The following is a 22,492-nucleotide window of genomic DNA, read 5'->3' on the forward strand; positions in this document are numbered from 1 at the left end:
AAATCTTGAATTTTCATAAAATTTTTGTTTTCCTACTGCAGAACTAGGAACGAATTGTGTTTTGGTTTTAGTTATTTTTACAAGGTAGAGGAGAAGGTTTTCAGCGGTCGTACTTGCCAATTTCAACAGCAGTCAAAACATTAAAAATGAATAATTTTTAAGATTACTATACTTAACCAAACTATAAATGAATTGCTTCGTTATCTTGAAGTTTTCTTCAGATAAATGAATAAAGAAGCATAAAATAAAATTATAGTTTTGATTTATTTTTACGTTTAGTATTGATTTATGTAATAGTCTTTAATGTACTGATATTGATATAATTAATTACTTGTGATAGATTTTGTCTATTTTGCTTCTTTGTAGTATAATAAACCTTTTTTTGTAAAGTCAAACATTTCAATTCTCTTCAAAATATTATTTCAAAAATCGGTCATTTATTTATTAATAATTTGACATTCGAAATTAAGATAAGAATTTTACTTACGCTAAAGTAGTGTTTTTTATTCAATATAAACACTAAGAAAAAAGAGCTGCGCTGACAATTTACAGATGACGTGTTTAGATCTGTTAGCTCGTTTTTTTAGGCTAAAATTTAATTAAAATGGCACTTTAAATGAAGTTGATTCTATCAGTTTTATCTCCATTTAATCAGGAGTTTTCCGCCTACTTTTACGAGTAGTTTAGGTAGCTCATTGATTGATTTTAAAAATTAAAATTCAAATATCGATTTGTGAAATTCTACGAAAAGGCTCAGTTTGCATTACAAATTAAGTACGGAAATTTTACTTTCCTGCGATGATTTTCACCAGTTTTTTAGCTTGTTAAAATCATCTTTATTTGATATTTTAATAGCATTTCTTGGGTGTAAAATTGTTTGCGTAGTTGGTCTAGTAAGCTTTGTTTTTTAGGTGATTTTTATACTTAAATTTACAGCTATTTTATAGTGTTATTACGGTAAGACAATGTCATTATTTTACTGTTTTTGAACGAAAAATTGAGTAAGTATAACAATGAGACATGGCTTGAAATAGCCTTTTAAAACACTCTTGAATTGCGAGATTTATAGGTAGAATATCATTCTTTTAGAACTGCTTTACGTCTAGAATAATTAGTAATTCAAAAGCTTTTTATATTGGTATTAGATCATGATTATTAACTGCTATAATCACTTATATAAGACTTAAAAATCCAAATTATGCAACCGTATTTGCAGAGTTGCTGTTTAAACTTAGTAGCTAAATATCAATAAAATTGTGTAGAATAAACTGTAAATTACTGAATATAGATTCTTCTGTAAGGTATTAAAACAACCAATAAGAAAGAATAAATAATAAAGAATGGAACAATTAAATCGGTTAAGCCGAGTGCTAACATGATCGCAATTAGCAGTAGCTGAAAACCTAGTCCGTATAGTGATAAAACTGTCATAAACCAGCGAGGAAATGTCTTAACAGTATATGCTTTTGAGTCTAGAGCGTAAATAATTGTGTCAAATTGACCATACAAGGTACGGTATATCTTAAACATTAAATTTACTGTTCCTTGTTTTTCTCCCCTTAAAGCTTGTGGTGCTGCATGCTCAAAAATCATGCTGGTGGCATCAGCCCCAGCTGACTTGTGTCTCAATATTACGTAGTAGAAATTATATAGAGTTCCTTGCAATTGTATACAAGCAAATGCTATTAAAGTGAGCCAATAGGGGCTGTTAGACGCATAGCATATTGCAGATAAAATTAGAAAGTTTAATAGTATGTCAAATACACTATCAAGATAACGACCAGTGTAAGAGGGCTTGTTTTTTATACGTGCCAGTTCACCGTCTGCAGCGTCGATTATTGACTTTAAAATCAAAAAGAACCCTGCCCAGTACATATGACCTGCAATAATGCAATAAATCGCAATTAAGCCAGAGAAACCAAATAAAAGTGTAACGTCGATTGCTGTAAATCGTGTATTTTTTAAAGAATTCGCTAGTAATTTACCAAATGGTCTTCCGTAGTCAGAAAGATCTATGAACTGGTCTTGAGCAGTAAGTTTTGACATTTTTGCTTGAAAACAAAGGAATGCGACAATATAGTCTAAAGTATAATGTAATGGTAAGCTGGTCACTAATGCCTTCTTTTTCAGAGGTACACTATGAAAGATTTAGAGATATGAATTCTAGCTCTAATAGTGCATGGCTATGTGGGTGCTACATTTTTAAGCAAATATACATATAAATGGTTAATTTGATAATCTATGTAAAGTATAGGTCATTGCAGCTAGTAAAAAGAATGCATTAATTTGATGTGCTAATCCTAGCCATAATGGTACTCCAAGTAAAAGTGTAAAAACTCCTAATGCGAATTGCAATAATACTAATATGACCAATAGATTAATGCCTTTCTTTTGATCTTGTAGCAAAAAGCTTTTTTTACTTTTTACAAATAAGAATCCAATAATAAATACAACAATATAAGCAAGTGTTCTGTGTACAAATTGAACACCACTTTTACCTTCAATAAAGTTCAGTAATAGATTTTTTTGTTCGATAAATACACTATCGTGAATGAATTGACCATCACTCATCATAGGCCAGTGATTGTGTATTAATCCTGCATTTAAACCCGCTACAAAACCACCATAGATAATTTGCAGTAGAAGTAGAGCTAGTGCATAGCGAGCTATTTTTCGTAAATATTCATGAGCAGGGTTACGATGCGGATGTATGAGGTCTAGTGCTACCCATAGCGTATAAGCAAAAGTGATGAAAGCAAAAGTAAGGTGTAGTGCTAACCTAAAATGACTCACATCTGGATTGTCAATAAGTCCGCTTCGAACCATAAACCATCCTAAAAAGCCTTGAAATCCACCCATAAAAAGTAGTATAAAACACTTTTTAACTGTCGCACGATCCAGTTTTTTCTTAATTAGAAAGTATACAAATGGAATGATAAAAACCAGACCAATGATGCGCCCAATAAAACGGTGAAACCATTCCCAGAAATAAATAAATTTATAATCAGATAGCTGGAAGTCGTTGTGAATGTTTATTTTTTGGTATTCTGGAAACTTCTTATATTCATCAAATGCTGCATTCCACTTCTCTTCTGTCAGAGGGGGAAAAGTATCTGTAACCAAGTGCCAATCCGTCATTGACAAACCTGAATTTGTCAACCTAGTGATTCCGCCTACGGTAACCATTAAAAATAAAAGAAAACATCCTGTAAGTAACCAATAGATTACTGATTTATTAGCTTTATTCATTTTAATCAAACTATTAAAATTTTATTTTATTGCTTTCAAACCCATCTTTTGTGCCCTTTTTAACACAAAATCGTAAGCGGCTTGATATTCATTTGGAATTTCTCCTTCAAGAATTGCTTCTTTTACAGCTTCCTTAAGTGTTCCTATTTCTCTCGAAGGTTTCAAATCAAAAATAACCATGATCTGCTCTCCGGTAATAGGTGGCTGAAAATTTCGAATCGAATCCTTTTCTTCTACCTCCACTATTTTCTGTCGTACAATAACAAAATTATTATGATACTTTTTAAATTTACCTGGATTTTTAGTCGTTATATCGGCTTCACAAAGCGTCATTAAATCCTCAACTTCTTCACCTGCATCAAAAACCAATCTTCGTACTGCTGAATCTGTAACCAAATCTTGTGAAAGCACAATTGGTCGGGAACTCATAACTACCATTTTTTGAACAAACTTCATTTTTTGATTAAGAGGCATGTGCAAACGTTCAAATATTTTTTTGACCATTTTACCTCCTAAAAACTCATGTCCGTGAAAGGTCCAACCTTGCTTTTTATTAAATTTCTTGGTTGGAGCTTTCCCTATATCATGTAGTAATGCAGACCATCTCAACCATACATCATCCGTATTAGGGCAGATGTTGTCTACTACTTCAAGTGAATGATAGAAATTGTTCTTATGTGTTTGACCTTCAATTTCTTCTACATTATTTAATGCGGTCAACTCAGGTAGTATAATATCTAGTAAACCTGTCTTGTACAACAGTAAAAAACCAATCGAAGGTTTCTCTGTTGATAGGATTTTGTTAAGCTCGTCAACAATACGTTCCCCAGAAATTATATTAATACGATCTTTGTTTTTTGTAATCGCTTCTAGAGAATTCGACTCAATTTCAAATCCCAATTGCGTAGCAAAGCGTATTGCGCGCATCATGCGCAAAGGATCATCAGAGTAGGTGATATCAGGATTAAGAGGAGTTTTAATTGTCTTGGATTCTAGAGCTTTAACACCTTCAAATGGATCAATTAAATCTCCGTAATTATTTTCATTTAAAGAAAATGCCAATGCATTTATAGTAAAATCTCTTCGGTCTTGATCATCTTGTAATGTACCAATCGCTACCTTTGGGTTTCTACTTTCGGTTTGGTAGCTTTCTTTACGAGCACCTACAAATTCTATATCAGTATCCTTGTAACGTAACATTGCAGTACCATAATTTTTAAAAACCTGTACCTTTGGCTTATTTGGTAAAAGGTCAGATACCTTCAATGCCAATTCGATACCACTACCAACGGCAACAATATCAATGTCTTTTTTGGAAGGGCGTGCCAGCAAGTAATCGCGAACAAAACCGCCAATAACATAACTGTCGATTTTTAACTCCTTGGTTGCTTGAGCGATGATTTTAAATATAGGATTCTCTAATGCTTTGGTGTAATTCATGTCTTAATAGGGGTTTAAAGCGCTTTAGATATTGGAGAGCCTTAAACTTTTTATATAAATCTTATTTTATTTTCAATTTAAAACGAGTTTACAATTTTCATACTGTAAACTATTTTCTTATAATTTTTACTTGATTGTCATTTCCAAGTTTAATTATAGTAGAAGGTTTGCCAGAAACTTTTTCTTTGTGTAGATTAACTACATAATCTACTCCCTTTATAATAACGGGGTTAATTTCTTTAAAGCTCTTAGGAGTAGGTTGGCCAGAAATATTAGCAGAAGTAGAGACTAATGGTTTCTTCATTCGTTCCATTAATTTGAAACAAAAGGGTTCTTTTACCACTCTAATTCCGAGTGTTTTATCCGTTGCAATGATATTTGCGGCAACGTTTCTCGGATTGTCTAAAATTAAGGTTGTAGGATTTTCAGATAATTCCATGATTTGCCATGCTACTTCGGGTATGTCTTTAAAAACATTGTATAGCATTTTATCTCCATTCATAAGGCAGATCATGGACTGAGTTTCTACCCTTTGTTTAAGTTTGTAAATCTTTGCAACAGCTTCTGGATTAGTAGCATCGCAACCGATTCCCCATACAGTGTCAGTAGGGTATAGGATGATTCCGCCCTCTTTTATTACTTCGTAAGCATTCAGTATTTCCTGATTGATATCCATCTTTCCTTTTTAAGTCCTGCAAAGATAATTATTTGTTCTCATTTAGAGGGAATCTAAGGCGTTTTAAAAAATCATTTTAACGACATTTTATACATTGTACATGCGATAAACAAGTTGGTATTGCTTGAATGTTCTAAATTAAATTGAAAAAGTATTTATCCATTAGAAATTTATAAATGGAAGTCGCTAAGCATTACCAATTTGCAAAAGAAACACCTAAGCCAAATGTAGTTTGCTGAATGTTATAGTCAATTAAAGTTTCTCCATAACCTTGAAAAAATTGTGCATGTCCTCTTAAATGACCATGGATTGGAAAGACATAATTTACCTGAATATTACCTTTTTCAAAAGTGCTAAAAGAATGGTTAATGATGGTGTAAAATTCGTGTTTTCCAAAGTGTGTTCCAACTTCTAATTCTGCATCTCCAACATAAGTAGTAATACCGGGATTCTCATCTTCTTCGTCAGGCATTCGATACCAAGGTCTAAAATTCACATTCCAATCTTTATATTCGTATCCAATATTTAAGATTATTCTATTCCAACTTCTAGAGGTCGGAATATCTTTTCCGTTTGACTGATGGTTTAAAATTAAACCTAAAGTTCTTATTTTTCCTTTAAATAAGTCAATATTCATCGGAAAATTAAAGATAATTTCAGGCTCGTAATTTAATTCTCTAAATGCTCTGGAGAGCTTCTTGTTGTAAACTTGCCAATGGGCTTTTTGTGTATAACCAACCCATAAGTCTCCTTTTCCAAATAACAAACCTTGAATTACTTTGGTTTTAAAACTTATTTGGAATTTTGTTTCAATAGAATTGAAAATATCTTTGTCGTTGGTGTCGAATTCATTGCTTTCGTCAAATGGTTCTGGATTACTTTTGCTAGACCATCTTGCTGCGGCAAAATAAATAGGACGGTATGAAACAAGTCTAAATGTACCTTGTTTATCGATACTGTCTAATTCCCAGGCTTCTGATAAACTTTTGCGAATTATTACATTATCAAAATCAATTTGCGAATAAGAACTTGTAGAAAATATAAGTAAAAGAAGTAGTGTCTTAAAAAATTGTGGCATTTAGTTTTTTTTAATTTCTTACAATTTACAAAAATACCAAAGTATTGACTCGAATATTTCTATAAATTAAATATTTTATTTTATAATTTCCATGTTTACAATCCTCTAAATCTAAGTATAATCTTCGTTATTTTCTAAATTACATTTTCAGGAAAATGTAGAAGGGGCAGGGTCGAATTATACAAAAACATTTTGCTTTTGGTTATAATTACGTATTTATTTATGATAATCAAAAGTAATTTATTTACAAATTATGTTTAATAGTGTGTATGCTATGTTTTTCATCTGATTTTTTAACATAAATATCAAAATGTTTTTATATTTGGAAAATATTAACAAACTAACCAAACCTAACAGAATGACAACGAACAAAAAGTTTTCAAAATTAGTAAGCGGGGTTGCTTGCTTAACCCTAGCAATTGCTGCAATTTCTTGTACATCTGATGATGCAAATTCAACTACTTCTGGTGAAGTAGCGGCTGTAGAAGCAACTGCTATAGCAAATGTTTCAACTGCAAAAGTTACTAGCAGCAACGTTACCAGTAACTATAAAATTCAAATTGGTACCACCAGTGGAAGTACAAGTACAACAAGTTATACTTCGCTGACAAGTTCAGGAGTCTCTACTTATTGCTATTTAAGTGGTGATAACTTGATGATGACTATGAATAAAGGAAAATCAACTCGATGTGAGTTGAGAGGTCTAAGCGAATACAGTTATAATGCTAGCGCGTACCAACAAACCAAATTATATGTTACCAAATATTTGAGTGGAGGAGAGATGGCAATTGTACAATTGCATAGAAACGGTGATAATGATCAACAATTCTTCATGTTGGTGGTAGACAGCGGTAAATTTCGATTTAAACAAAACTCTCATAAAACAGATACAGGAAATACAGAAACTAAAACGTACATTGATAGTGATGTTGCCTTTAATACGGGTCATGAGTATAAAATTACTTTACAAATGGCTAGCGGTAAATTGAACTTTAGTATTTATGATGCGACTGATAAAACGCACTACACAAAATCATTTACCATCAGTAGTACAAATTTTGGTGCAAGCGGATATTATTTTAAAACGGGTGTTTATAATCAAACAACCGGAACTGGTGAAGTGAAAGTAACTTCGGTTACGACAGGATCAGGAACTGCTCCTTTAACAGCTTACTAATTAAAGTTTCTAATGACCAAAAAGCACTTACATACAAAATGTAAGTGCTTTTTTTTGACATTCAATCAGATTGTTATTCTGAAAACAGGCAAAGAATAGTGTATTTATCTATTTGCTAATTTCATGTATTTGATGACTTAGTGTAATTTGCTAAATCCAAAAAAGCATGAATGATTTAAATCATTCATGCTTTTTATATAGACCATCCTGAAAAGCTATTATTCAGCAAGGCGTACTATTTTATTCTAAATATTCTATTTAGAGTTATTTTATAATACCGGTACAAGCTACACGTCCACCTGCATCACCAGTAGGTTGAGTTGTAAAATCATCTTTTCCTTTGTGTACAATTATTCCATGATTTAAAATATCTCTAGTTGGGTCACCAGACCCAATGTCCCATTCATCTGTTGTAAAAGTGATAGATCCCTTACCATTTTCATCAGCTGTAAAATTTCCGATGTCTCCTTTATGATAGTCACCAACTCCCCATTTACCATGGTTTTTAAAAGTGGGATTCCAATGTCCTCCCGTTGAAGTTCCGTCAGCCGCGCTACAGTCTGATTTTTCATGAATATGTATGGCATGAACTCCAGGTGTAAGCCCTGTAAAATTGGCTACTAGGGTTACCTCACCATCTTTTTGAGTAAAGGTTGCGGTTCCTGCAACGCTACTGCCACTTTTGGCTTCAAATGTTAAGCTTAACTTTTTACTATCGTTTGATTTACTACTTGTTTTACATCCTATGATGACTGCAAGAATTAATACTGCTGAAATTACTATTTTTTTCATGTTATTTAGTATTGGTTACTGATGTCTAAAATTACACATAATAGTGATTACTGAGAGTTATAATTAATCTTAAATTTTACATAATTTCCACCTCGCTATTGACAATAAATTTGATAAAAGAAATTAGTTATTAAAAAAGCCGCAATCAAATTTGATTGCGGCTCATAAATTTTAGTAACAATATTGATTTTCGTTGATAAGCTTAGAGGCAATTGTATGTCTTAAAGCGACAATATTTGGCATATTGGTGTATTTTGTAAATCGTTTTAGTCCCATTAGCATCATGCGTTGTTCATCGCCTTCCGCAAATGAAATAATACTTTCTTTTCCTTTTTGCGTAATGATATCTACAGCCTTGTACAAATACAACTGCGCCATTGCAATTTGTTCTTTTACTTTATCTTGACCTTCCTTTTTTGCTAATTTTTCTGTTCTTAATATGGTGCTTTCTGCCATATAAACTTCAATTAGGATGTCAGAAGCAGCCATTAAGAGTTGTTGATGAGAGTCTAAATCTGGACCGTATTTTTGAACGGCACTTCCAGCTACCATTAAAAACACCTTTTTTAATTTGGCAACCATTTCTTTTTCCTCAGAAAATAATTCTGAGTAGTCAGGAGCGTCAAAAGAGGGGATACCCAACAGCTCTTCTCCAACTTTTGATGCAGGCCCTAAGAGATCCACATGACCTTTCATCGCTTTTTTAATCAGCATACCTACAGATAGCATACGGTTAATTTCGTTAGTACCCTCATATATGCGGGCAATACGAGCATCACGCCAAGCACTTTCCATTGGAGTGTCTTCAGAAAATCCCATTCCGCCAAAGATTTGGATTCCCTCATCTGCGCAATTTTGAACATCTTCAGAAACGGCCACTTTTAAAATTGAACATTCGATAGCATATTCTTCAACACCTTTTAATTCTGCGTCTTGATGCGTTGCACCTTCAGCTTCACGTGCTGCAATACGATTCTCTATATCTTTCGAAGCTCTATATGTAGCACTTTCACCAGCATAACAAGATGCAGCCATTTCTGCTAACTTAGATCGAATTGCTCCAAATTTTGAAATAGGCGTACTAAATTGTACTCTCTCATTTGCATAAACAACAGAACTTGATATCACTCTACGTTGCGCGTCCAAACAAGCTGCTGCCAATTTGATACGTCCAACATTTAAAGCATTCATTGCAATTTTAAAACCATTCCCTCTATCTGATAACATGTTTTCAACAGGAACTACCGTATCAGTAAAAAATACTTGACGAGTTGAAGAAGCGCGAATTCCTAGCTTATGTTCTTCCTCATTCATTGTGATTCCGTTTTCAGCATCATTTTCGACAATAAAACCAGTGATGTTTTTATCATCCCCAATTCTAGCAAAAACAATAAACAAACTACAGAATCCTGCATTTGAAATCCACATTTTCTGACCAGTGATTTTATAATGCGTTCCGTCTTCAGAAAGTACGGCTTTGGTTTTTCCAGAATTAGCATCCGATCCTGCGCCTGGTTCTGTTAGACAGTAAGCTCCAAACCATTCTCCAGAAGCTAATTTAGGTACATATTTCTGCTTTTGCTCTTCGGTTCCGTACAGAGTAATAGGCATAGTTCCAATTCCCGTATGTGCACCAAATGCAGTTGAAAAAGAGCCAGTTGCACCAGAGATATAATCGCATACCAAGACTGTATTTACAAATCCCATTCCCATCCCGCCATAAGCTTCAGGAACGGCGATGCTAAGGAAACCTAAATCTCCTGCTTTTTTCATACATGCCTCTGTGTAGGCGTAATCTTTTTGTTCAAAACGGGTTTTATGTGCCCATAATTCTTTATCAACAAATTCTTTGACACTGTCACGCATCATAATTTGTTCTTCATTAAAATCTTCTGGTGTAAAAACAGATTCACACTTAGTTTCTTTTACTAGGAATTGACCTCCTCTGGTTACGTCGCTCATTTGTAAGTTTATTAAAAGAAAATAGTATAATAGTTAACTGGTGTTTCCTGTCGGTTTTAAAAAATGAAAAGATCACTTTATAAAATAAGCTATAGTACTTTCTATTTGGTTAAAAGTTATGTTCTTAGTATGACTTCGATTACCTATTTACTGTTTTTTTTTCGAAAAAAAAGAAAATAAATTTTTATTAAATCGAATTATTTTTATTTGTGTTAATGTCTAACAATACATAATTTCTTGTTTTGACAAAAAGAGTTTAAATGTTTTTAAATTACTTTTATAAAAGTTCGTAAACACCTGCAGCACCTTGTCCTGTTCCCACACACATGGTTACAATTCCGTATTTGCTGCCGCGACGCTTCATTTCATCAAATAATTGCACAGAAAGTTTAGCACCTGTGCATCCTAATGGATGTCCGAGAGCAATGGCGCCACCGTTAACATTCACTATAGATGGATCTAATTGCAATTCACGTATTACCGCAAGCGATTGAGATGCAAATGCTTCATTCAATTCAATCAGGTCAATATCTTTCTGTTGCAATCCAGCTTGTTTAAGTGCTTTAGGTATCGCTTTAACTGGAGCTATTCCCATGATTCTCGGTTCCACACCTGCAGAAGCGTAGCTTACCATTCGAGCAATTGGTTCAAGATTTAATTCTTTAACCATCTCCTCACTCATAATCAAAACAAAGGCTGCTCCATCACTCATTTGCGAAGAGGTTCCTGCTGTTACACTACCATCAGCTGCAAAGACTGGTCGCAAGCGAGCTAAAGCTTCTACAGATGTGTCTGCTCTAGGTCCTTCGTCTTTGTTTACAACATATGACTTTGTTTCTTTCTTCCCGCTAGCATTGATAAAGGTTTGTTCAACAGTTATAGGTACAATTTGTTTATCAAATTTACCTTCTTCTTGTGCTTTTAAAGCTTTTTGGTGTGATTGGTATGCAAATTCATCTTGATCTTCTCGAGATACATTAAATTGCTTTGCTACGGCTTCGGCTGTTAGCCCCATTCCCCAGTAGTAATCTTCGTTTCCCGCTTTTGCAACGGCATAATCTGGAGTGGGTTTGTAACCTCCCATTGGGATAAAGCTCATACTTTCGGCACCACCAGCAATTATACAATCTGCCATGCCCGACTGAATTTTGGCCGTTGCCATTCCGATAGTTTCGATTCCCGAGGCACAATATCTATTTACTGTTACGCCAGGTACGTCTTCAATTTTTAATCCCATCAATGAGATCAGTCGTCCAATGTTCAATCCCTGTTCCGCTTCTGGCATTGCGTTTCCTACCATAACATCATCAATACGTGTTTTATCAAAATCAGGCAGTTCATTCATCATGTACTGAATCGTCTCTGCGGCTAGTTCATCGGGCCTTTTAAAACGGAATACTCCTTTTGGAGCCTTACCAACGGCAGTTCGATACGCTTTTACTATATATGCTGTTCTCATGTTTTTTCTTTTTAGTACTAATTACGCAATGGTTTTCCTGTTTTCAACATGTGTTGAATACGTTCTAGTGTTTTTCTTTCTGTACATAAAGAAAGAAATGCTTCTCTCTCTAAATCCAGAAGGTATTGTTCACTCACCATCGTAGCTTCGGATAAATCACCACCTGCCATAACATAAGCAAGTTTATTGGCGATTTTTTTATCGTGCTCAGAGATGTAACTTCCTGCAGCCATTTGGTCGGTTCCTACTAAGAACATTCCTAAGGCTTGTTTTCCTAAAACCTTTACATCTTTGCGGTGAATTGGTTGAGTGTAACCTGCCTCGGCCATGATTAGGGCATGTTTTTTTGCCTCGGCAATTTGGCGGTCTTTATTTACTACAATAATGTCTTTTCCTTTTTGCAATAAACCAGAATCAAATGCTTCGTAACCCGAAGTAGAAACTTTTGCCATTGCTATCGTTAAGAAATACTCTTGTAGAACATTGAGTTCAACATCATTTTTATGAAATAAATCTGAAGCTCTTAATGCCATTTCTTTCGATCCACCACCTCCTGGCAAAACACCTACACCAAATTCAACCAATCCCATATAAGTTTCGGCTGCTGCTACAACTTTATCAGCATGCAAACTCATTTCGCAACCACCACCAAATGTCATTCCGTGTGGTGCAACTACTACAGGAATACCTGAGTAACGTACGCGCATCATGGTGTCTTGGAAAGTTTTGATTGCCATATTCAATTCGTCGTATTCTTGCTCTACTGCCATCATAAATATCATACCGATATTTGCTCCTACAGAGAAATTGGCTGATTGATTTCCAATTACTAAACCCTGATATTCTTTTTCGGCCAGATCAATACCTTTATTTATGGCTTGTAGTACATCGCCACCGATAGTATTCATTTTTGATTGAAACTCGATATTCAAAATACCATCGCCAAGATCTTGAATAATAGCACCACTATTACTCCACACTTTTTTGCTTTCGCGAATATTATTTAAAATAATAAAGGCATCTTGTCCAGGAACTTTTTCTTGAGACTTGGTGGGAAGATTATAAAAGTAAGTAGCTCCTTCTTTGATGCTATAGAAACTTGTGTTACCAGAAGCAAGCATTTCATTTACCCAAGCTGCGGGTTCAACACCTTCCGCTTTCATCATTTCGATACCTTTTGTAACTCCAATAGCATCCCAAATTTCAAAAGGACCATTTTCCCAACCAAAGCCAGCTTTCATAGCGTCATCGATTTTAAATAGTTCGTTTGAAATTTCAGGGATACGATTAGAAACATAGGCAAAAAGGGCTGAAAAACTCTTTCTATAGAAAATCCCCGCTTTATCAGTTCCTTTTACAAGAACTTTAAAACGATTTATAGGTTTGTCAATTGTCTTTGTTAATTCTAAAGTTGCAAATGATGCTTTCTTGGCTGCTCTGTATTCTAAAGTATTTAGATCTAGAGTTAAGATTTCTTTACCTTCTTTCTTATAAAAACCTTGGCCTGTTTTGCTTCCTAACCATTTGTTCTCCATCATCGTATTGATAAAGTCGGGTAATTGAAACAAAGCATGCTGTTCATCTTCGGGGCAGTTTTGTGAAATTCCGTTGGCAACGTGTACCAAAGTATCTAGCCCTACAACATCTACTGTTCTGAAGGTAGCCGATTTTGGACGACCAATTACTGGTCCTGTTAACTTGTCAATTTCTTCAACTGTTAAGTCCATTTCTTTTACCAAATGAAATAAACTTTGTATTCCGAAAATTCCAATTCTATTTCCAATAAAAGCTGGGGTATCCTTAGCAACAACTGACGTTTTTCCTAAAAATTTTTCACCATAAATAGTAAGGAAGTCCAACACTTCTGTACTTGTTTCTGGCCCTGGTATGATTTCGAATAACTTTAAATAACGTGCTGGGTTAAAAAAGTGCGTTCCACAGAAATGTTTTTGAAAATCTTCTGTGCGACCTTCGCTCATGAAGTGAATCGGAATTCCTGACGTATTAGATGTAACTAAAGTGCCTGGCTTTCTAAATTTTTCAATTTGTTCAAAAACCAATTTCTTAATATCCAGACGTTCTACCACTACTTCAATAATCCAATCGACTTGAGCAATTTTTTCCATGTCATCTGTCGTGTTACCAGTAGTAATGCGACTGGCAAATTTTTGACTGTAGATTGGAGAAGGTTTTGACTTTAGCGCGTTGGCCAAATGCTCATTTACCACGCGATTACGTACTAAGGGAGACTCTAAGGTAAGTCCTTTTTTTGTTTCACTTTCAGTAAGTTCTCTAGGAAGGATATCTAGTAATAAAACTTCGACTCCAATATTAGCAAAATGACAGGCTATGCCAGAACCCATTATTCCTGATCCTATTACTGCAACTTTTTTAATTGTGCGTTTCATTTTCAGTTTTTTCGGTTTGATTAAAAATAGATTTATTTTGAATTAATTCGTTTATGATTTCTGCTACTTCTATAAAATTCTGAAGTTTGTCCTCAGGGATATGTCTTTTAACAGCATCATTAAACTGCATTACATTTTCTCTAGATACAGCTCGTTTTTCCTTTCCTTTTTGAGTTAGATAAATAAGAACACCACGACCATCATCGGGATTCTTTTTTCTCTCAATAAGACCTTTGTCTTCCATTGACTTCAAGGTACGGGTTAGACTAGTAGCTTCCATACCCATCTTTGGGCCGAGAGCTGTAGATGGAGTTCCACTATCTTTATCCATACTTAGCAAAGCAAAGCCAGTTGCCATAGTGCCTCCATGCTTTAGCGCTTCTTCATTATACATTCTTGTAATGGCTTGCCAAGTTGTTTTTAGGATGTAATCTATGGTTTTATCTTTCATAAGCGTAGTAACTCTTTCAAATATAAGAAAAAATACTATGCACGCATAATAAAATTAGATTATTTTTTTGATAAATGAGAGGTACAAGAATACCATTACTTCAAAAGATAATAAAACGCAATAGTAGTTGTTGTAGAGTGGATAGAACTGTAAATAAGAGAACGATTTTATTTTAGAAGTTACACATTATATAATCACCTTTGTAGTTTATCACATTCAAAAAAAAATGTATCAAAACTAACTTAATAGTTACTGATACATTTATCTTCTTTATTCTTCGCAGTTCCTGAATTTTCAATCCTACTCTGAAAATCAATAATTTGACTAATAATAGTTTAATTGAAAATCATGAGTTTTAAACAACTTAAACGAACTTCAAATTATTTGACTGTTGCTTGATTGTATATTTTATCAAATAAATTTTTATATTTTTCCATAACAATTTTTCGCTTTAATTTCATAGTAGGAGTGAGGTGCCCGCTGTCTGCAGACCAAACTTCTGGAGTTAGTTCAAATCTTTTTACTTGCTCCCAGTTCCCAAATTTGCTATTAACTTCATCAATTTCTGCTTTGATGCGTTCATTCACTTTTTGATTGCTTATCAAATCTTCATTGCTCGATCCAATATCAATTTTATGTATTGCGGCCCATTCTCTAACAAATTCAAAATTTGGTTGAATGAAAGCAGCTGGCATTTTTTGTCCGTCACCAACTACCATTATTTGATCAATAAAGCGGGATTGTTTCATTGCGTTTTCAATAATTTGAGGAGCAATATATTTTCCGCCAGAAGTTTTGAACATTTCTTTTTTACGATCGGTAATCTTTAAGAAACCTTCTGCATCAATTTCACCAATATCTCCTGTGTGAAAGTATCCATTTTCGATCACCTCAGCAGTTTTAGTATCATCTTTAAAATAACCTAACATTACATTTGGACCTTTGCAAAGAATCTCACCATCGGGAGCAATTTTTACTTCGACATTGCGAATAGGTTTACCTACGGTTCCTACTTTAAATCCTCTTTCTCTCATATCGTTTACTGCGATTACGGGAGAAGTTTCAGATAAGCCGTAACCTTCCATTACTGGAATTTGAGCAGCAGCAAAAATGCGAGAGAGCCTTGGTTGTAAAGCAGCACTACCAGAGACCATAAGTTCTAATTTACCTCCCAATCCTTCTTTCCATTTACTGAAAATAAGTTTTTGAGCAACTTTTAATTGTAGTTCATACCACCATCCGTTTTTACCATAAGGTTCATAACGTAAGCCTAAATCATTTGCCCAGAAAAATAATTTTCTTTTGACACCAGTTAGCTCATTACCCTTAGCATAAATTTTATCGTAAACTTTTTCTAAAAGTCTTGGTACTGCTGTAATAACCGTTGGCTGCACTTCTTTAATATTATCGCTTATCTTCTCAATTGACTCTCCAAAATAAATTGATACACCATAGTATTGGTATAAATACAAAATCATTCTTTCAAAAATATGACAGATAGGTAAAAAGCTTAGAGCGCGACTTTTACCTTCTTCAAATGGAATTCTCGGTGCACTATCTAAGACATTAGAAACGATGTTTCTATGCGATAGCATAACGCCCTTTGGTCTTCCTGTAGTTCCAGATGTGTAAATAATTGTGGCCAATTGGTCTGTAGTTACGGCTTGTTTGCGCAGTTCTACTTCCTCTTGATTAGATGCATCTTCTCCTAACTGTAGAATTTCTTTCCAATTTTTACAGTCTGAAATGGTATCAAAGGAATATATTTCTTTTAATAGCGGAACATTTTTACGTATTTGTTTCAGTTTATTGAATAAGCCTTCATCAGAAATAATACAATATGTCGCCTCACAATGATTTAAAATATATTCATAATCTTCCTCGGAAATTGTAGGGTAGATGGGTACATTTTGAGCTCCAGTTTGTAGGATACCGATATCAACGATATTCCACTCTGTTCTATTGCTAGTGGATATTACAGCGATTTTATCATCTTTTTGAATTCCCAAGCGCAACAAGCCCCTAGAAATGGCATTGGCTTGAGCTATATATTCTTGAGTTGATGTTTTTATCCAAGTACCGTCTTGCTTGCTTACCAAAGCATCTGGAATGGATGTGAACTGATCTTGCTGATAGTAAGGAAAGTCGAAAAGTCTGGTTACGGTTGTCATATGGTTAAATATTATACTGCAAAATAGAGAAAAAAAAGTGATTTTCGGAAAATAATATAATACTATTTAGAAATAATGTATTTAAATTTCGTCAACATAATCTTTGCTTCTTTCTCCGGCTATAAAAATTTTCTTTTTATTGAAATGAATAGAGAGTTGAACAGATGTCCAGTTTTCTTCAGTGTCATTATCTTTTTTGTACCATAAGGTATATTTTGCACTATCAAAGCCTTTCGTAAAAGCAGGATATCCTTTTTCATTGGATTCAATGCCCCACTTGATAGTATTCTGTGATAAATCTGTTAGCTGGTAAACACCTGTTCCATTGCTGTTTAATTGTACTATTGGTTCAGAAATTCCATCAAATAAATAAGTACCTGTAATCGTTCTACCAATCGTGGTTGTTAGGTATACTTCTTTATCTTGTATTTTGATTAAAGTAGTATTATTTTGTGAACTGACCGTTTTCGAGATGATAAATAAAAGGAGAAAAAAGAAGTACTGTTTTTGCATATTGAAACGAATGTATTTATAACAAATCTAGCCAAAAAATGTTATAATTATAAAATATCAATTTTTTATTTTGTTCTAAAAAATTAATTTTAATTACACTAACTAATACTTTAAAGTTTGGCACATTAAAAAATGCTGATTCTTTAAAATTATCGTAATTTAGATTTAAAACTAATCAGACATTTAAATATATATGTTATCAAATCAAAAATTCATTTTAGAGGGAGCGTCCAATAAGGAATTTGCATTGGATATTACTTATTCAGATACTCAGAACAATAATGGAACAATAATATTTTGTCATGGATTTAAGGGGTTTAAAGACTGGGGTAGCTGGCAAATGATAGCGAACTATTTTGCAGATAACGGCTTTGCTTTTGTAAAATTTAATTTTTCTTATAATGGGATGGGGTTAGAAGAGTCTACTGAATTCACTGAACTTGATAAATTTGCTTCTAATACTTTAAGCAAAGAAATGGAGGATATTGCTAGTGTGGAGGAATTTTTAATGGGTGATATACCTTCTATTTCTACACTACTCAACACCGACAAAATGTTTATTATAGGTCATAGTAAGGGGGGTGTTTCTTCTCTTTTATATTGCACTCAATATAAAACCAACATACAAAAAGTGTGTACTTGGGCCAGTCCTTTTGATTTTTACCGTTCATGGAATTCAGAATTTATTACAAAATGGAGAACAGATGGTATTCAATATATCAAAAATGCAAGGACGAAACAGCTGATGCCACTTAGTTTAAGTGTGTTGGAGGATATGGAAATTAATAAAGATAAATACAGTCTTGTACACGCAGGTAAGAAGCTGGATATTCCGTTATTGATAGTTCAAGGTACAAGTGACGTAGCCGTTAAAATGGAAGAGGCTAAATTACTGAAAAAACATTTTACGGGAGGAACCCTTCATATTATTGAGGGTGCAAATCATGTGTTTGGCGGTTCTCATCCATTCACAGAAGATAGTTTGCCAAAGGATACAGATGAGCTTGTGCAAGTTACCAAACATTTTTTTATTGATTAAAACCTACACCATTTAATGAAAAATATAATTTTAAATACTTTCTTTTGGTAGACAAAAAGTAACGCTTTACTCTTTATATCCTATGTGCCAAATTGATTTAGATGATGGTCTAAATGTTTGTAGAACATATTATTCCATTCGATAATTGTCAAGTTTCCGAAAGAGTGGGACGCCTTATTATCAAAATGAAGTTCTCCTAATTCTTGCACTTTTTGAATGTAGTTTATTAAGCGTTTCTTTTCTGATTCGAAATTTTTAGAGCTCTTAATAATAAATATTGGTGCAGTTTGTGAGTTGTGTTTATAGGGCGCTTCACTCGTAACGATTTTTTTTACAAACGTTTTTAAAACAAATTTCATAAAAAAATTCGGTTCAGGATGCAGCTTTTCGAATACCATTTCATACATAACATTACAATGAGCTAGCATCTGCGCTACGTCCATCTTACCCCATTTTGGTACAGTGTTGGAGTTTAACGATTCAATACGACTTATTAAAATTTCGGAATTCTTTCTTTCAAAAATGTTTGGTAGCGCCATTGCCTTCTGTTTTGCTTATTAATACTTATGCAAAAAAAATCAAATTTTAAATAATATAACCTTTGCAAATTGAAATATTCAAAGATCAATATTTCTGATTTTACGAAAATACGATAAAAAAGAATAGATATTTTAAATTAAATTATTACACAGGACGTATAAATTTGGTAAGGTGTATTTAAGAAGATTAAATAATTTTATTATTAGTTTGGAAGATGAATTTAAAAATGATTAGAAAATTATTTTCATCATATCTTGGATGTAAACTTTGGAACGATTATCATCTCTTCCTTGATTGAAAAATATTAACTTTAAGATGTATTTATTTTCGAAAACTATACAGTCACTATTAACTTTGAGATTACTAGTTGATTCACTGTTTCTGTGAAACAATCGACAAGTTGATGTAAATTTGGTAAAAAAAAAACGTTTTACTTGTTACAAGTAAAACGTTTTTGAAAAATTATTTATTTTTTTCTTCGTTGTTTAATTTATCATCCCAGTCAGGCTTTTCTCCTTTGAATTTCTGTGTATCTTCATCATAATTCTCATCATTTTTCAATACTTCTTCAAAGTCTTTGTATTCGTGCTTTCTCATATCACTTCTGTTGTCTGATCCTTTGTGATTTTGATTGTTCGGATTTTGATTTTGTGAGTTCATATCTTTATGTTTTTAAGTTATGATAAAGTTACCCAAAGCATGCATGACGAACTTATAAGATTTGTCTTTAAAGTTGTGTAATTTCAATTTATAAGATTATAGTTGAATAAATAAGTATAAATAATTTATGTTTATTTACTTGTAAATCAATTAATTGTGTTTAGTTGTTTTGATTTAGCAGCTTCTATTTTACGCTTCACAAATTTCCGCACAGTTTCTGTACTTATTTTCTAGCTTCATAATTTTATAACTTTGTAAAAAAAAAGATCATGCGTTATTTAATAAGTTGTATAGTTTTAATTTTTACAATTTCAATTGTAGGTTGCAGTTCCAAAAAGATAAAAGACGAATCTTATCTTACTTCTCTTGTAGTTACGAAGGCAGAAGAGCCAAAGCTTAATATTTTCACGCCGAGAAGTAAGAATGTTGCCGCTCCTATTTTAATTTTTGTTCATGGAGGATATTGGAACAGTGGTCGAAAAGGTACTTATGATTTGATGGGACGCAATTTTGCAAGTAAAGGTATTGTAACAGTAATTCCAGATTATACATTAAGCCCAACAGCCAATTACGATCAAATGACCAAAGAAATAGCGGCTGTAATTAAATGGGTGAAAAAACATTCTAAAGAGTACAACGGTAACCCAGATCAAATATTTATTACAGGTCACTCAGCGGGTGGTCACCTAGCAGCATTAGCTGTCATGAATCCAAAATATGGTATTGATTCTAAGAGTATATCAGGAATTATTTTGAACGATGCGGCGGGATTGGATATGGAAAGTTATTTGAAACAAAACCCACCTACAACAGATCATGATTATCTGGCCACTTGGACAAATAAACCAGAAAACTGGAAAGATGCTTCTCCTATTAATTTCATAAATAAAAATACTCCGCCCATACTAATGTACGTAGGGGAGAAGACATATCCTTCTATTAAGGAGAGTAATATTGCTTTTTTAAAAGTATTACATACCTATCAGCCAAAAGTTAAACCTATTTATCTAAACAAGAAGCATGTTCCCATGGCCACACAGTATTTTTGGCCTTATAGTGATCGATTTGATGAAGTCATTAATTTTATAGAAACAAATAGTAAATAATATATTATTTGTTTGCATCTTTAAAACGCATCATAGGTACATCTCCAACCATTAGATTTAATTTACCATCTTGATCGATTTTGTACTTATCTATTTTTTGAATCATATTCATGAACACTTTTTCACCTTCTCCGCAAAACATCATTGTTGTAGGTCCTGCTTCACCAAATGAAATACTGCTTCCAGATGTAGAAAATCCTGCCGAATAGCCATTGCAACTATTATTGCCGGTTACGGTCATTGATTCTTTATTAAAAGTTATTACAGGTTTCTTATTGGGATAAAGACCGCTAAATGCAATTCTAGGTCCGGATATATATTCTAATTCCCAATTGGTAGTAGTATATAATTTATCGTTTGTGTCATTTTTTGTACTAGCACAAGCAAATAGTATTAAACTGAATATAGAAGTTATGATTATGGATTTAAATTTCATGGTAGTAAATATTTATATGTTAATTATTGAAAATCAATTTATATCTGTTCAACAAAGTTATTTTATTAGTCACAAAATAACAATAAAAGTGGTAAGATTTAACGCAAATTAATCTCTTCCTTAATTTTATAATAACTAGAAAACGCAAGTCAATTATCATTTTAAGTGATGAATTGAGTTGCGTTTTCTAATTAATGAGATTTTTAATTGACAGTATTGAAATAATCTTTTACAGCTATTATATGTTTAACTTTATCATCTTGACTCATCCAGCTTGCTTCAAAACCATTAATGGCCAACTGCATTAATTGGTTTTTATCCAATTTTAAAGCTTTAGCAGTTTCAAAATAATTCTCATTCATATAACCTCCAAAATAAGCTGGGTCATCAGAATTAATAGTTGCTAAAATACCCTTGTCAAGCATTTTGGCTACGGGATGGTCCTCCATCTTCTTAATTACTTTGAGTTCTAAATTACTTAGTGGACACAAAGTCAAAGCAATTTTATTTTCGATCAATCGCTTAACCAAAGCTTCGTCATCCAAACAGCGATTTCCATGATCGATTCTTTCAATTTTTAGAATATCAAGTGCTTCCCATATATAATCTGCTGGTCCTTCTTCCCCTGCATGTGCAACCAATTTAAAACCTTCTTTTGCAGAAGCAGCAAATACATTTGCAAATTTACTCGGAGGATTTCCTAATTCTGAAGAATCGAGTCCTACACCATCAATCCAATCTTTAAAAGGCATAGCAGCTTCCAAAGTTTTAAAAGCGGAATCCTCGCTAAGATGTCGTAAGTACGACATGATCAGTTTATAGGTTATATTCAGTTCTTTTCGACCTTTCTCTAATGCTTTGTAAATTCCACTAATTACGACTTCAAAATCAATACCTCTTTCGGTATGAGTCTGTGGATCAAAGAAGATTTCTACATGCACAACATTTTGACTATGAACTTTGGTTAAATAGGCCCAAGTTAAATCAAAGAAATCTTGCTCATATAACAATACTTGTGCGCCTAAGTAATAAATATCTAAAAACTCTTGAAGGTTATTGAATTTATAGGCTTTTTTAAGTGATGCTACGGAGTCAAAATCTAATTTGATATTGTTTCGATTTGCTATTTCGAACATTAGCTCTGGCTCAAAACTTCCTTCAATATGTAAATGCAATTCAGTTTTTGGGATGCCTTGTATGATTTCTTGTAATTCTAATGGTGTCATATCTTCTGTTTGTATTTTTTATAGGTACTATTGTAAAGTTAAAATAATTCAAGTAACTAAACTTCATTATGAGATGATAATTGCATTATAGTGATGTTTGCTTGAAATT

Annotated in this window: 19 protein-coding genes; 3 read left to right on the forward strand and 16 right to left on the reverse strand. The window is 33.3% G+C overall.

Going from position 1 to position 22,492, the window contains the following annotated elements; all coding sequences use genetic code 11:
* Positions 1-1,275: 1,275 nt before the first annotated feature.
* The 5 genes from LXH21_RS08095 to LXH21_RS08115 form a co-directional block, all read right to left on the reverse strand.
* Positions 1,276-2,046, reverse strand: coding sequence for a CDP-alcohol phosphatidyltransferase family protein (locus LXH21_RS08095; protein WP_239864456.1), 771 nt, complete (start codon positions 2,044-2,046; stop codon positions 1,276-1,278).
* A 180-nt stretch (positions 2,047-2,226) separates the two neighbouring features.
* Complete coding sequence (locus LXH21_RS08100) at positions 2,227-3,249, reverse strand: COX15/CtaA family protein (protein ID WP_239864458.1); 1,023 nt, start codon at positions 3,247-3,249, stop codon at positions 2,227-2,229.
* A 21-nt stretch (positions 3,250-3,270) separates the two neighbouring features.
* Positions 3,271-4,689, reverse strand: a complete 1,419-nt coding sequence (locus LXH21_RS08105; RefSeq protein ID WP_239864467.1) for a CCA tRNA nucleotidyltransferase — start codon at positions 4,687-4,689, stop codon at positions 3,271-3,273.
* A 109-nt stretch (positions 4,690-4,798) separates the two neighbouring features.
* Positions 4,799-5,365, reverse strand: a complete 567-nt coding sequence (locus LXH21_RS08110) for an L-threonylcarbamoyladenylate synthase (protein ID WP_239864478.1) — start codon at positions 5,363-5,365, stop codon at positions 4,799-4,801.
* Between the two features lie 193 nt (positions 5,366-5,558).
* Complete coding sequence (locus LXH21_RS08115; protein ID WP_239864480.1) at positions 5,559-6,443, reverse strand: phospholipase A; 885 nt, start codon at positions 6,441-6,443, stop codon at positions 5,559-5,561.
* A 358-nt stretch (positions 6,444-6,801) separates the two neighbouring features.
* On the opposite strand from LXH21_RS08115, the gene LXH21_RS08120 reads away from it, so the two are divergent.
* A complete protein-coding gene (locus LXH21_RS08120) occupies positions 6,802-7,620 on the forward strand; it encodes a polysaccharide lyase family 7 protein (RefSeq protein WP_239864482.1) in 819 nt (272 codons plus the stop codon).
* Positions 7,621-7,884: 264 nt separating this feature from the next.
* Here the strand turns inward: LXH21_RS08120 and LXH21_RS08125 are convergent, their stop codons facing one another.
* The 7 genes from LXH21_RS08125 to LXH21_RS08155 all read right to left on the reverse strand — a co-directional run bounded on the left by LXH21_RS08125 (position 7,885) and on the right by LXH21_RS08155 (position 17,376).
* On the reverse strand, positions 7,885-8,412 hold the full coding sequence (locus LXH21_RS08125) for a superoxide dismutase family protein (RefSeq protein WP_239864484.1): 528 nt from the start codon (positions 8,410-8,412) through the stop codon (positions 7,885-7,887).
* Positions 8,413-8,583: 171 nt separating this feature from the next.
* Complete coding sequence (locus tag LXH21_RS08130; protein WP_239864486.1) at positions 8,584-10,374, reverse strand: acyl-CoA dehydrogenase family protein; 1,791 nt, start codon at positions 10,372-10,374, stop codon at positions 8,584-8,586.
* Between the two features lie 277 nt (positions 10,375-10,651).
* Positions 10,652-11,833, reverse strand: coding sequence for an acetyl-CoA C-acyltransferase (locus tag LXH21_RS08135; protein ID WP_239864488.1), 1,182 nt, complete (start codon positions 11,831-11,833; stop codon positions 10,652-10,654).
* A 17-nt stretch (positions 11,834-11,850) separates the two neighbouring features.
* Complete coding sequence (locus tag LXH21_RS08140) at positions 11,851-14,241, reverse strand: 3-hydroxyacyl-CoA dehydrogenase/enoyl-CoA hydratase family protein (RefSeq protein ID WP_239864490.1); 2,391 nt, start codon at positions 14,239-14,241, stop codon at positions 11,851-11,853.
* Positions 14,225-14,692, reverse strand: coding sequence for a MarR family winged helix-turn-helix transcriptional regulator (locus LXH21_RS08145; protein ID WP_239864492.1), 468 nt, complete (start codon positions 14,690-14,692; stop codon positions 14,225-14,227). Before LXH21_RS08145 ends, LXH21_RS08140 begins: the two co-directional genes overlap by 17 nt.
* A gap of 380 nt (positions 14,693-15,072) precedes the next feature.
* Positions 15,073-16,863: an AMP-dependent synthetase/ligase gene (locus tag LXH21_RS08150; RefSeq protein WP_239864494.1), complete on the reverse strand. Its 1,791-nt coding sequence runs from the start codon at positions 16,861-16,863 to the stop codon at positions 15,073-15,075.
* Between the two features lie 81 nt (positions 16,864-16,944).
* Entirely contained in the window at positions 16,945-17,376 is a 432-nt protein-coding gene (locus tag LXH21_RS08155) for a hypothetical protein (protein ID WP_239864495.1), read from the reverse strand.
* Between the two features lie 193 nt (positions 17,377-17,569).
* Between LXH21_RS08155 and LXH21_RS08160 the strand changes: the two genes are divergently transcribed.
* Positions 17,570-18,415 (forward strand): alpha/beta hydrolase family protein, encoded by an 846-nt coding sequence (locus LXH21_RS08160; protein WP_239864497.1) that lies wholly within the window; start codon positions 17,570-17,572, stop codon positions 18,413-18,415.
* Between the two features lie 80 nt (positions 18,416-18,495).
* On the opposite strand, the gene LXH21_RS08165 is transcribed toward LXH21_RS08160, so the two are convergent.
* Together LXH21_RS08165 and LXH21_RS08170 are read right to left on the reverse strand one after the other, a co-directional pair.
* Positions 18,496-18,954, reverse strand: a complete 459-nt coding sequence (locus tag LXH21_RS08165; protein ID WP_239864499.1) for a DUF1569 domain-containing protein — start codon at positions 18,952-18,954, stop codon at positions 18,496-18,498.
* Positions 18,955-19,417: 463 nt separating this feature from the next.
* Positions 19,418-19,615, reverse strand: a complete 198-nt coding sequence (locus LXH21_RS08170) for a hypothetical protein (RefSeq protein WP_239864501.1) — start codon at positions 19,613-19,615, stop codon at positions 19,418-19,420.
* A 269-nt stretch (positions 19,616-19,884) separates the two neighbouring features.
* Between LXH21_RS08170 and LXH21_RS08175 the strand changes: the two genes are divergently transcribed.
* A complete protein-coding gene (locus LXH21_RS08175) occupies positions 19,885-20,721 on the forward strand; it encodes an alpha/beta hydrolase (RefSeq protein ID WP_239864503.1) in 837 nt (278 codons plus the stop codon).
* Between the two features lie 4 nt (positions 20,722-20,725).
* Here LXH21_RS08175 and LXH21_RS08180 read toward each other — a convergent pair whose 3' ends face one another.
* Positions 20,726-21,157 (reverse strand): META domain-containing protein, encoded by a 432-nt coding sequence (locus LXH21_RS08180; RefSeq protein ID WP_239864505.1) that lies wholly within the window; start codon positions 21,155-21,157, stop codon positions 20,726-20,728.
* 203 nt (positions 21,158-21,360) lie between these two features.
* The gene (locus LXH21_RS08185) at positions 21,361-22,383 is read right to left on the reverse strand and encodes an adenosine deaminase (RefSeq protein WP_239864507.1); all 1,023 of its coding nucleotides are present in this window, start codon (positions 22,381-22,383) and stop codon (positions 21,361-21,363) included.
* Between the last annotated feature and the right edge of the window lie 109 nt (positions 22,384-22,492).

It is taken from the genome of Flavobacterium algicola, from assembly GCF_022399565.1.
Classification (GTDB): Bacteria; Bacteroidota; Bacteroidia; order Flavobacteriales; family Flavobacteriaceae; genus Flavobacterium; species Flavobacterium algicola.